Raw genomic sequence first — 13,000 nt, forward strand, 5'->3', positions numbered from 1 at the left:
TCGGTTCGCATCACGGTGCAAGATGACGCGGACGGCGCTGCAGGACGTCTTCGGCCCGGTGGTGCTGCGCGGCCCGCCGGCAGATGCTTGAGCCAGCGCAGGTACAGCCTCCTCGCCCGCGAGGTGCGCGACGACATCCTGCCGCTGTGCGCGTCGACGGGGCTGTCCCTGCACGCCTACTCACCTCCCGCGAACGGGCTGCTCACGGGCGCGTTCACCCGGTCCGCGCCGCCCGCGCGCGAAGGCTCCCGGCGGGACGAGCCGCTGTTCGGCGACCGCTTCGGACCGGCCATGGACCTGGTCGGCGGAGGAGACGGCCGTGGGGGCGGCGGCCATGGTCGACGACGGGCTGTGGGAGAAGGCCCCGCGTCCCGAGGCGGTGCTGGCGCAGCACGTGACGTCCCTGCCGAGCGACCGGGTGCGGATCGGCGTCGGGAACGTCATGAACCTCGGCGACTCGTGGCGTGTGCGACTGCGCGGACGCGGCGCACACGGGGCCCGTCCGCACGAGTCCATCGACCCGATCGTGCTCGGTGCCCACCTCGTCACCCGCCTGCAGACCGTCGTCTCCCGGCGGGTGGAACCCGGGTCTCCGGTCGTGCTCACCGTCGGCACCTTCCATGCCGGTACCAAGGAGAACGTCATTCCGGACGAGGCGATCCTCTCGCTCAACATCCGCACGCCGGATGCACGGGCGCGGGAGACCGTACTCTCCGCCGTCCGGCGCATGATCGTCGCCGAGGCGAGCGCGAGCGGCGCGCCCGAGCCGAACATCGAGGAGATCAGCCGTTTCCCCCGGTGCTTCAACGCGCCGGAGCAGGCCGGGGAGGTGGCGGCGGTCCTCGATGCCGTCTTCGGGCCGGACAACGTCGCGCGCGATCTGCGGGCGACCGGCAGCGAGGACGTGGGTTGGCTCGCCGACGCGATCGGCGTGCCGCTCGTCTTCTGGATGTTCGGTGCCTACCGTCCCGGCCGGGAACCCGGCGACATGCCGTCGAACCACACGCCGTACTTCGCCCCGTAACCCGAGTACGCGATCCCCGCCGGGGTGCGCGCCGCCCTCGCCGCCCTCGGCACCCGTCTCGACGTGCCGTCGTGACCCCGGAGCACAGTACTTTCGGGGCCGCTCGGTGGGTCGCACCGCGTGGATCGCCACGAGCTGACGGGCCAACAGGAGAACGCGCGTCTCCACGCCCTCGTCGTGGAGGATGGTCCGGCCTGCCAGATGCGTCATCAGGAGCGACGGATACTCGCAATGCGTGGCGGTCGGATCGACCGCCACCAGTTCAGGAGCCGGCACGCTGGTCCGCGTGAGCAGGGACAGGGCGTCGGCCTCCCGAGAGCCCGTTGCGTTGAGAGGCGCACGGCGGGTTCGGCGAGCGGCCTGGAGAGACGGGCTGGTGGCAACACCAGCACCGCGCTCCAGGCCGACTCAACCACCACGCCGGGATCGGCCTGCACACCCCCGCCTCCGTGCACTACGACACCGCCAGCGACGTGCACGACCAGCGGCAGGCCACCCTCGACGCCGCCTGGCGGGCCCACCCCGACCGCTTCACCCGCCGACCCCGACCACCAGCCCTACCGACCACCGTGTGGATCAACAAACCAGCAACTCAACCCACCGAACTACAGAACACCTGACCACGAAAACGTCTCACTTGACTTGACAGGTTCCGACCCGACCCGGCGACAACACTCCCGAACATCCCTACGGCAGGGGGAGCAAGTCATACCGAGCCAGGCGACCGAGGAGTCCCCGGCTGGGAGGATCTAACATGGAAGTTAGATTCGCGTGAGTTTCAGAGTCGCGCCGATTGTGATCGGTGGTGGGGGAGTAGTTCGTGTCCCCCTCGGACACCGATTCGCAGGGGCATCGAGGCCGTGTCCCGGGTACCGGTCGAGGCAGGGAGTTCAGCTGTTGCGCGGGTGAGCCGCGAAGAAGCGCCAGATCGTTTCGGTAGCCGCCAGCGCCGATGACGGCGGGTCCATCCCGAGCAGGCGTTCCACCATCGCCGGCGACGCGCCCGGCCACTGGTGCCCCGCGTCGGCGATGGTGATCAGCTCGACGTCGCGCCCGTCCGGACAGCGGGCGGCCGACGTGGTGACGGCTCCAGCGGTACGCGCCTGCGGAGCGGCACATCGCGCGACCTTCCGCCACCGGTCGACCTGGTCGGCGACAGGTCCGCCGTCGATCTTCACCGGGCGCCGCCCGGCCCCGCCGTTGTCCAGCTTCCCTGGCCGACCGTCGTACGGGACCACGTCGTCGGCGGTGCCATGGATGTGGACCAGGGAGATCGGTGCCGGCGACGGGCATGGCCCGAGCAGCGTTCCCGCCACCACCCCGATCGCGGCGAAGGTGGTGGTCTCGCAGGCCAGCCGGTAGGCGAGCATCCCGCCGTTGGATATCCCGGCGGCATAGGTCCGGTTCGGATCGATCGACAGCCTGGCGGAGATGTCGGCCACCGTGGCGACGACGAACGCCACGTCGTCGACGCCGTCGTGGGCCGGCTGCCCGCAGCAGTGGGCGCTCACCGCCCAGGATCGCTGGAGGCCATCCGGGTACGCGACCACGAACCCCTCACGTTCCGCCGCGGCGTTCCACCCGTACGCCATCTCCGCCTGGCGACCGTTGCCAAGGGCGCCGTGCAGCATCACCACCAACGGTGCCGGCGCAGACGGCGACAGCTTGGCCGGCCGGTACAGCCGGAACGTGCGTTCCCTGCCGGCCACCGTGATCCGGTGGGCGGACGATCCACCGGCAACCGGGCTCCGGGGGCCGGCCGCGGTCGGTGTGGACCCGGGTGGTGCGGTCGGTACGGCGGCCTCCCGCCGCGGCGGACGCGTCACGTCGCAGCCGATCAGCACGGTGAGGACGACTCCGACCGCCACCACCACCGCTGACGCGGTACGTGTGACGGTCGCCGTCCTCGTGGTTCGCCGATTCATGAACTCTCCCCTCGCGGTGCCCGTCCTCAGCGGCGCGGGCCGGTCGGTGCAGAACACCGACCGGCCCGCGCCCGAACGGGCTCGTCACTTTCCGCCGGTCGCCGCTGCCTCGCTGGCGTCACCTCCGGGCGGGAACGGACGCCCCGTCCCGGCAGTGGAGGGGTCGAGGGCGGCGACGGGTAGCCGGATCAGCTCCCAACCGCCCTCCGGGACATCATCCTGCTCGTCGGTCCGCAGATTCATGGGGTTCGCCATGCCGAGGTAGATGCTCGAATCGTCGGCGACCATGGTGCGGATGCCGTAGTTGAGATAGTTGCCGAGTCCGGTGGTGTCCACCGGCCTGGCAGGTTGGTTCGGGTTGTCGAACGCCCACAGGTCGGCGCCGTACGACGAGGCGTCGGCGGTGCCGAGCGCGGCGGTGATCCCGCCACCAGATTCCCTGCCCAGGTAGCTCCAGTCCATGGTGCCGACGTACAGCGAGCCTCCGGCCACCACCATCTTCCAGATGTAGTTGTTGTAGCCGTTGCCGAATCCCGCCGCGCCGAACCTGGGCGTGTACCCGGTCGGGGTCAGCCGCCACTCGCCCGCCCCGTCGTTCGCCGCCGGATCGAATGCCGGCAGCTTCGACTGGCCGTAGAGAAGCTCGACCGACGTGTTGTCCTCACATTCACAGTCGGGATCGAAGCCGCCGGCCCGGAAGAGGCTCGCCGTGCGCTGCGTGTTCGGCACCGCGACGGGATCCGGCTTGCCACCCGCCGGCGTGTAGCGCCTGGCGTGCGCCTGCGTGGCCTTCAGCGGCACGTGCATCGTCCCCCAGTAGAGGTGACCGCCGTACGAGGCGAGCCCGCCCAGGCCGTACGTCTCGGCCACGACGGGGTCCGGCTCGTACTGGCCCGCGTCCCACAGCCGGCTCCAGCCGTCGGCGTCGGCGGGGGTGAGTCCCGGCTCTCCGTCCGCGAGAGGCGGGCTCAGCCACACGCCGGGGACCCGGCCCTGGGTGCCAGCGCTGGGCCAGGTGATGAGGGCGATCCGTCCCTGGTGCGCGGTGATGTCCGCGACCTGTCCCGGCAGATCACCGACCACCCCGAACCGGAACGGATCGTCCTTGCTGCCGGTCCAGCGCAGCACCGCACCCCCGCCCAGACCGTCGAGCCCTACGCCCACACCGGCGTAGAGGACACCGTCGGCGACCACGAAGTTCCGGATGTTGCCGTATTCGGAGAGGGTCGTCGATCCGAGGTACCGGCCCGACTCGCTGTCGAAGGCGAAGAGGTTGATGCCGCCGAGAGCCGGTCCCCCGAGCAGTACGACACCCTGGTGGGAGCCGGCGGCGCGGATCCCGATCGTCGAGTTCCGCCGCATCCTGTCCATCGGGGACGCCCTGCCGATGTCGCCCCCCTTGTCGGTGAGCTGCCGCGTCCGCGTGTCGTAGAGGAACACGTCCGGTGGCCGCCAGTCTCCCCCTCCCGCCGGCAGGAACGGGTTGAGCTTTCGCAGCTGACTCTCGCCGTACTCGCACACGTAGTCGTCGTTCTGGACCGGCTTCGTCTGCTTGAGGCCCTTCCCCAGGGTGAGGCAGTGGACGTTGGGAGCCGTCCCGAACCAGAGCTGGTCGCCCGACTTGGTCAGGCCCCACACGTACGACTGGTTCACCTTCGGTACGCCGACTCTGCACGGCGGTCCGGGCGGATACGGCTCGCCGATGCCGGCGAAGCACTCGTCCGGTGTGGCTTTGGCCAGCAGTTCCGGTCCGGGGGGCGCCGGTGCCGCCGGCACGTCCGCCAGGGGTGGCTGATCCGCGAACTCGCGTGTGCGTCCGACCGGATCCGTACTGAGGCGGTGCTGGGCGGCCGCCGGCACGGTGACGAGCAGCGGCAGGGTCGCCATGATGGCGGCGGGAAGCAGAGACCGGGCAAGGATCTGGGCCCTGTCCATAGAGGTCCTTTCGTCGGGTGGCGATGCGTCGAGCGGTTGTTGCCAGGATTTCGGGTGTGGGCGGGTGACGGGAATGGAACCCGCTGGACGGGCACCAGACCAACTTCGATTTCCTCGATGCCTCCAGGTCGACGTGAATGTGAGCTCGAACTCGGTTTTATCAGACAAAAACAAACGAACCGTACAGAACGCTAGAGAACTACCTATTTCGAATGAAGGCCCCGCGGTGGCGTAGCTGGCACGGCCACCGCGAACGGGTCTGGAGTGAGCCGGAAGGTGAGGCACTTTGCGTGCTCGGGTCGTGACGCGGCGGTGACGTGGGGTGGCCGAACATCGCTGCGGTGACACACGGACGACGGGCCCGACGCACCGCTACCTCGATTGTCACGGTGGTGGCTGCGACGGAACCCACCGGCGCAGCGGACGGGCTGAGAGTGCCGGCGCGCCTGCCCCAACCGACGGGAGATCGATGAATACCGCACCCGCCAGTCGCAGTTTGGTGATCGTGATCAATCCATGTGGTGCGGTGGAGCCCAGTCCGCAGCTGGTCGCCGCCGCCGGCGCGGGTGGTGGGCTCGGTGTGTTCGATCTGGCCCGGGGTGACCGCCCGACGCTGCGCGCGCTGGAGCAGGCGGCGGCGAGGTCGGCCGGGCCGATCGGGGTGCGGGTGCCGGCGGGCTGCGCCGCGACCGTTACCGATGTGGAGCGCGCCGCGAAGGGCCGGGTGGGTTTCGTCGTCCTGCCGGCGGACGGTTCGTGGCCGCTGAGGACGTCGTCGGAGCGTTATCGGGTGCTGGTGGAGGTGACCAGTCGTACGGAGGCGCAGGCGGCGGCGGCGAGCGGTGCGTACGGGCTGATCGCGCGCGGCTCGGAGGCGGGCGGACGGGTTGGTGAGCTGAGTTCGTTCGTCCTGGTGCAGCAGTTGACCGCCGACGAGGCGCTGGACCTGCCGGTGTGGGTGGCCGGCGGGATCGGGCCGCGCACCGCCGCCGCGTGTGTGGTGGGCGGGGCGGCTGGGGTGGTGGTGGACAGCCAGTTGGCGCTGATGCCGGAGTCGGATCTGCCGGAGGACGTGCGGGCCGTGATCGGGCGGATGGACGGCTCGGAGACGGTGCTGCGTGACGGCGTGCGGGGGGTGCGCCGCGACGGCCGACCGGACGGCGTCGGCCCGTTGCTGCCGGTGGGCGAGGACGGCTGGTTGGCCGCGGTGTTCCGGCGGCGTTGGCGGAGCACGACTGCCGCGGTGCGCGGCATCCGCGCGGCGATCACGGACGCGGTCGAGGACGCCGCGGCGGGTGGGTTGCTGGCACCGGGTGCACCGCTGGCGCGGGCGTGGGGTGTACGGATCCCGGTGGCGCAGGGTCCGATGACGCGGGTCAGCGACGTGGCGGGGTTCGCGGCGGCGGTGGCCGGCGACGGCGCGTTGCCGTTCGTCGCTCTCGCGCTCGCCAGCGGCGAGCAGTCCCGGTGGATGCTGCGGGAGGCCGTCCAGACGCTGGGCGACAGACCGTGGGGAGTGGGCATCCTCGGCTTCGCCCCCGAAGAGGTGCGGGCGGCGCAGCTCGCGGCGGTGCGGGAGGCACGGCCGCCGGTGGTGATCATCGCGGGCGGCCGGCCCGCACAGGCCAAGGCCCTGGAAGCCGACGGCATCAACGTGCTGCTGCATGTGCCGTCGCCGGGGTTGTTGCGCCAGTTCCTGCGCGCCGGAGCGCGGCGGTTCGTGTTCGAGGGCGCCGAGTGCGGTGGGCATGTGGGGCCGCGGACGAGCTTCTCGTTGTGGGAGGCGCAGGCGCTGGCGTTGGAGGAGTTCCTCGATGGCGCGCCGGCCGGGACCGCCGCGCAGGTGCAGGTGTTGTTCGCCGGCGGCATCCACGACGCGCGTTCGGCCGCGATGGTGGCGGCGTTCGCGGGGCCGCTGGCGCGTCGCGGTGTGCAGGTGGGCGTGCTGATGGGCACCGCGTACCTGTTCACCCGGGAGGCGGTCGAGTGTGGGGCGATCCAGCCGCTGTTCCAGCAGCAGGCGATCGCGGCGACACGTACGGCGGTGCTGGAGACGGCACCCGGACACGTGACGCGCTGCCTGCACAGCCCGTACGTCGACGACTTCCACCGCGTGCGGCAGGAGTTGCTGGCGGCGGGGGCGGCTGGCCGGCAGGTGTGGGAGTCGCTGGAGGTGCTCAACGTCGGCCGGCTGCGGATCGCCAGCAAGGGCAGACGGCGCGAGGGAGGCGACCTGGTCGCGGTCGACGAGGCGGGGCAGCACGCCGAGGGACTGTTCATGGCGGGCCAGGTCGCCGTGCTGCGCGACGCGCGAACCACCGTGGCCGCCCTGCACGACGAGGTCACCACGGGCGCACAGCGCCTCCACGCCGAGCGGATCGCGGCACTGGCGGCGACGCTCGGGCCGGACGGCGAGGCGGCCGACCGGGCGTCGGTGCCGCCGCTGGACGTCGCCATAGTGGGCATGGCCTGCGTCTTTCCGGAGTCACCCGACCTGTCGAGCTTCTGGCAGACGATCCTCAGTGGCCGCGACGCGGTCACCGAGGTGCCCGCCCAACGATGGCCGGTGGACACCTATTACGCGTCGGAGGTGGACCGGAGCCAGACCGGACGGCTCAGCGTCTCGAAGTGGGGCGGGTTCATCGCGCCGGTGCCGTTCGACGCGATCGGGTACGGCATCCCACCGGCGGCGTTGGCCAGCATCGACCCGACTCAGCTGCTGGCCCTGGAGGTCGCGAGCCAGGCTCTGCGCGACGCGGGGTATGCGTCGGGCGTCGACCACTCCCGTACCGGGGTGGTGTTCGGCGCCGAGGTGGGTAGCGACATGGCGCATGCGCAGACGCTCCGCATGATGCTGCCGACCTATCTCGGGGAGGTACCGGCGGAGCTGGAGGACCAGCTGCCCGTGATCACCGAGGACTCGTTCCCCGGCGTGTTGGCCAACGTGATCACCGGGCGGGTGGCGAACCGTCTGGACCTGGGAGGACCCAACTTCACCGTCGACGCGGCCTGCGCCTCGTCACTCGCGGCCCTGGACGCCGCGTGCAAGGAACTGGCCGCAGGCACCAGTGAGCTGATGATCTGTGGCGGCGCTGACCTGCACAACGGCATCAACGACTATCTGATGTTCAGCTCGGCGCACGCGCTGTCGCCCACCGGCCGGTCCCGCGCGTTCGACAGCACCGGCGACGGCATCGCCCTCGGCGAGGGCGTCGCGTGTGTCGTGCTCAAGCGGCTCGCCGAGGCCGAGCGCGACGGTGACCGGATCTACGCGGTCATCAAGGGGGTCGGCAGCTCCAGCGACGGGCGGGCCCTGGGCCTGACCGCGCCGCGTGCCGAGGGGCAGCGTCGGGCGCTCGACCGGGCGTACGCGCGTGGCCGTGTCTCGCCGCGCCAGGTCGGGCTGATCGAGGCGCACGGCACCGGCACCATGGTCGGGGACCGTACCGAGTTGGAGACCCTGACGCGGCTGTTCGCCGAGTCGGGTGCGCAGCCGGGCAGTTGTGCGCTCGGCTCGGTCAAGTCGCAGATCGGCCACACCAAGTGCGCGGCCGGGCTCGCGGGTCTGATCAAGACGGCACTCGCGTTGTACACCGGGGTCAGACCGCCGACCATCAACCTGACCCGGCCCAACCCGGTGTGGGACCCGCAGCACAGCCCGTTCGCCTTCTACACGCAGGCCCGCCCGTGGAGCGCCCCGGTCGCTGAGCGGATCGCCGGGCTCAGCGCGTTCGGCTTCGGCGGCACCAACTACCACGTGGTGCTCGCCGCGTACCCACACACGCCCGAACCACGCCACGCCCGCCAGGAGTGGTCGGCGGAGCTGTTCTGCTTCCGCGGCCCCGACCGCTCGGCAGCGCACCGGGCGGTGCGGCAGCTGGCCACCGCACTGTCGACCACCGACCGGTACGGCCGGCCATGGCGACTGCGCGACCTGGCCGCCACTGCGGCGGCACAGGCCGATCTGCGCTCCGGCCCCGTCCAGGTCGCGATCGTCGCCCGCGACACCACCGAACTCGACCGGCTGCTGCACCGCGCGCTCGCCGGCGAGCACGACCCCGGGCAGGGACTCGTCCAGCCGCCACCGCAGGCCACGGGCACTGCCGGCGGGAAGGTGGCGTTCCTGTTCCCCGGGCAGGGCAGCCAGTACCCCGGCGCCCTGGCCGAACTGTTCGTCACCTTCCCCGACCTGCACCGGTACCTCGAACTCGGCGAGGAATGTGCGGACGTGCTGTTCCCACCGACCGCGTTCGACCCCGCCACGGAACGCGCCCAGCAGCAGCGGATCGTCCGGATGGCCCAGCCCGTGCTCGGCATCGGCGGACTCGCCGTGGACCACCTGCTACGCCGGCTCAACATCCGCCCCGACGTCGCTGCCGGGCACAGCTACGGCGAACTCGTCGCGCTGTGCGCCGCCGGTGCCTACGACCCGCCGACCCTGCTGGAGCTCAGCCGGCAACGCACCGAGGCGATCCTCGGTGCCACCGACGACGATCCGGGCACCATGGCGGCGGTCGGCGTCACCGCCGAACGCCTCGCGCAGATCCTGGCCGGTGCCGGCCTCGCCGACCAGGTCGTCCTGGCCAACCGGAACGCCCCCACCGAGCAGGTGATCTCCGGCCCCACGCCCGCGGTGCGGGCGGCGGTCACCGCGCTGAAGGCCGCCGGCCTGACGGCACGCCGACTCGACGTCGCCCGCGCCTTCCACAGCCCGCTCGTCGCCGCCGCCGTGGATCGCTTCGCGCAGGTGCTCGCCGCCCGACCGGTCGGACCACCGGATATCCCGGTCTGGTCCAACCGCACCGCCGCCGCCTACCCCGCCCACGCCGACGGGGTGCGGGACGAACTCGCCGCCCAGATCGGCGCCCCCGTGCGCTTCGTCGAGCAGATCGAAGCCATGTACGCCGCAGGCACCCGCACCTTCGTCGAGGCCGGCCCCGGGCAGGTACTCACCCGTCTCGTCCAGACCATCCTCGCCGACCGGCCGCACCTCGCCGTCGCCTGCGACCGGCGCACCGGCGAAGGGCTCCGTGACTTCCTCATCGCCGTGGCGCAGCTGGCGTGCGCCGGGGTACCCGTACAGACCGGCTGGCTGCTGCACGGCCGCGACACCGTCGAGGCCACTCCGACCGCAGCCGACAGCCGCCCCTTCTGGCGGGTGGACGGGCAACTTGTCCGCGACCGCGGCGGCAACCGCCTTCCTGGCGGCATGACGCCCCCACAACGTATGAAGGAGTTGTCCATGACCGCAGCAACCGAACGCACCGTCAGCGGTCGCGGTGAGCGTCCCGGGCGGGAACATTCCGACGACCTGCTCGCCGAGTTCCTCCGGACCAACCGGGAGATGATCGCCTCCCAGCGTGACGTGCTGCTCGCCTACCTCGGTCACGACACCAACGGTGGACCCCCCGCCCCACGGCCACCCGAGACACAGCGCCCCACCGGCTCACCGGTCGATCCAGTTGACGCCGTGGCGGGTCCACCGGCGCCGGTGGCGGCCGGGGCGAACCCTCCCGGCCATGATTCTGCCGCACCGCCGAGCGGCGCTCCGGGAGGAACGGAGGTCGTCGTACCGATCTCGCCAGCACCTGCGCCGACCGGGCTGCGGGCTCCGGTTCCGCCGGCCAGGACCAGCCCACCGACACCGCTCCCGCCGATGCCGGCCGCCATGGCGGTGTTCACGCCACCCGAGCCCGGCGGAGACACCACCAGCGCCAACGGCGCGGCAGTCGCCACGCCGGTCGCCACCGTCGTGGCGGAGCCACCCGGTCCCGCCCTCCAGGACGTGGTGCTGACGGTGCTCAGCGAGCGGACCGGTTACCCGGTCGACCTGATCGAACTCGACCTCGATCTGGAAGCGGACCTCAGTATCGACTCGATCAAGCGGGCGGAGATCGCCGGCGAGGTCGCCGCCCGGCTCGGGATGTCCGGCGAGGGCGACGAGTCGGAGCTGGAGGAGATGATCAAAGCGCGGACCGTGCGCGCGATGCTCGACCTGCTCGCCACCCGGATCAGCGCTGCGGGGACGTCCTCGGTGGCGAATGACGCCGTTGCCACCCACGTGCCAGCCGCCGGCACCACCCCCGCTGTCCCCGCCACGCGGGCAGACAGTGCCGCGTCCGCGTCCGCTCTCCCCGCACCCACCGGCGTGCCGGTCTCTCCCGTCGGCACGCCGGCGCCGCCCGCCGTCCCCGCCGCGACACCGGGCGGTGTGGACCTCCAGGACGTGGTGCTGACGGTGCTCAGCGAGCGGACCGGTTACCCGGTCGACCTGATCGAACTCGACCTCGATCTGGAAGCGGACCTCAGTATCGACTCGATCAAGCGGGCGGAGATCGCCGGCGAGGTCGCCGCCCGGCTCGGGATGTCCGGCGAGGGCGACGAGTCGGAGCTGGAGGAGATGATCAAAGCGCGGACCGTGCGCGCGATGCTCGACCTGCTCACCACCCGGGTGACCGACGCCGTGGCGGACACGGTCCCCGCATCGTCTCCGGGCCCCCCCACCGGGCCGGCGCCAGCTGCGGCGTCGCCCACGATACCGGCGCAGCCGCGCCCGGCGCTGCTCGCCACGGTCCCCGCCGGGCACCTGCCACGGGTGCCGCAGACGGTGCCGGCTGCGGGTGGCGCGGCGCCGGTGGACGGTGATGGGCTGCCGGGTGTCGCGCCCACGCGGATGCTTCCCACGCTGGTGTCGGTCGCGGACGCGCCGATGCAACCGGAGAGCGTGCTCGCGGGTGCCACGTTCCTGGTCACGGGCTCTTCAACGGTGGCCGACCAGGTGGTGGAGCTGCTGCGCCGACACGGGGCGACCGTACGCGCCGGCACGGCAGCCGATCCCGGCACCGTCGACGGCGTGGACGCACTGGTCCTGCTCGACGGTCTGGCCGGTGGCCGGGCGCCGCTGCTGCCCGGCGCGTTCGGGTTGATCAGACAGGGCCTGGCGAGCGGGCCGCGCTGGGTGTTCGCGGTCGCCGACCGGAGCGCCGGCGCGGGCACGGACGGGCTGGGTGGCCTGTTCCGCACCATCGCTCGGGAGTATCCGTCGACCACGGCGCGGGTGGTCATCGTCGACGGTACGGAACCCGCGCAGGGGCTCGCCCAGCAGATCATCGACGAGTTGCTGCTCAAGGACGATGCGGTGGTGGTGCACCGTGGCGGTGGCGGGCGGCGTGCGCACGACCTGGTGCCGGCGAGCCTCGGGGCGCTGGCGGCTGGCGGTGCCGGTCCGGCCGGCGACGGCGTGGCCGAGGCCCGGGCGATCGGTCTGGACCGTGACTCGGTGGTGGTGCTGGTGGGCGGCGCGCGGGGCATCACCTCCTGGTTCGCACGGGCTCTGGCGACGGCTGCCGGGTGCCGCATCGAGCTGGCCGGCCGCACCCCGCTGCCGGAGGGCCCACAGGATCCGGTGTTGGTGGCGGCCACCGACGCGGTGGCGTTGCGGGCGGCGCTCGCCGGACAGGGGGCCGGCTCCCCAGCGACGATCGCCCGCACGGCCCAGGCGATCCTGGCAGGCCGGGAGGTCGAGGCCACCCTGCGGGAACTGGGTGAGCGGGGCGCCCGGGTGCGCTACCACAACCTCGACGTCCGTGACGCGCAGGCGACCAGGCAGCTCATCACCGCAATCCACGGCGAGTACGGTCGCATCGACGGGCTGGTGTACGCCGCCGGGGTGATCGAGGACAAGCTGATCGCCGACAAGGATCCGCAGTCGTTCACCCGCGTCTTCGACACCAAGGTGGCCGGTGCCCAGGCGGTGCTGGGCCCGCTGGAGGGCCTGCGCTACCCGCCGAGGTTCGTGGTGCTGTTCGGCAGCATCGCGGCGGCGTACGGCAGCCGCGGGCAGAGCGACTATGCGGCGGCCAACGACGCCCTGGAGGCGGTTGGTGCCCGCTGGAAGGCCCGTACCGGCAACCGCTGCCTGACCGTCCACTGGGGACCGTGGGCGCCGGTCGAAGGTCACGGCGGCATGGTCAGCGCGGAGCTGAGCCGGGCGTACGCCCGACGCGGCGTCCGGCTGATCGACCCCGAGGAAGGCGCGCTGAGCCTGCTGGGCGAGTTGGCCTGGGGCGATCCGGCGGCCACCTCCGTCGTGTACACCGCGTCGGGCTGGTGATGG

Annotated in this window: 4 protein-coding genes and 2 pseudogenes; 3 read left to right on the forward strand and 3 right to left on the reverse strand. The window is 72.1% G+C overall.

Annotated features, from left to right (window positions below; translation table 11 throughout):
- Positions 1-310 precede the first annotated feature (310 nt).
- A pseudogene (locus GA0074694_RS20725) lies at positions 311-1,024 on the forward strand (peptidase dimerization domain-containing protein); the annotation flags it as partial.
- A gap of 102 nt (positions 1,025-1,126) precedes the next feature.
- On the opposite strand, the pseudogene GA0074694_RS34280 reads toward GA0074694_RS20725, so the two are convergent.
- A pseudogene (locus tag GA0074694_RS34280) lies at positions 1,127-1,426 on the reverse strand (phosphotransferase); the annotation flags it as partial.
- Between the two features lie 47 nt (positions 1,427-1,473).
- Between GA0074694_RS34280 and GA0074694_RS31870 the strand changes: the two are divergent.
- Positions 1,474-1,644, forward strand: coding sequence for a hypothetical protein (locus tag GA0074694_RS31870; RefSeq protein WP_176738044.1), 171 nt, complete (start codon positions 1,474-1,476; stop codon positions 1,642-1,644).
- Positions 1,645-1,914: 270 nt separating this feature from the next.
- Here the strand turns inward: GA0074694_RS31870 and GA0074694_RS20735 are convergent, their stop codons facing one another.
- Positions 1,915-2,949 (reverse strand): extracellular catalytic domain type 1 short-chain-length polyhydroxyalkanoate depolymerase, encoded by a 1,035-nt coding sequence (locus tag GA0074694_RS20735; RefSeq protein ID WP_091460936.1) that lies wholly within the window; start codon positions 2,947-2,949, stop codon positions 1,915-1,917.
- An 84-nt stretch (positions 2,950-3,033) separates the two neighbouring features.
- Positions 3,034-4,884 carry a hypothetical protein gene (locus GA0074694_RS31875; protein WP_176738045.1) on the reverse strand — a complete coding sequence of 617 codons (1,851 nt, stop codon included), beginning with the start codon at positions 4,882-4,884 and terminating at the stop codon, positions 3,034-3,036.
- A 526-nt stretch (positions 4,885-5,410) separates the two neighbouring features.
- On the opposite strand from GA0074694_RS31875, the gene GA0074694_RS33705 reads away from it, so the two are divergent.
- Complete coding sequence (locus GA0074694_RS33705) at positions 5,411-12,997, forward strand: type I polyketide synthase (RefSeq protein ID WP_281190171.1); 7,587 nt, start codon at positions 5,411-5,413, stop codon at positions 12,995-12,997.
- Positions 12,998-13,000 lie beyond the last annotated feature (3 nt).

It is taken from the genome of Micromonospora inyonensis (genome assembly GCF_900091415.1).
Taxonomy (GTDB): Bacteria; Actinomycetota; Actinomycetes; order Mycobacteriales; family Micromonosporaceae; genus Micromonospora; species Micromonospora inyonensis.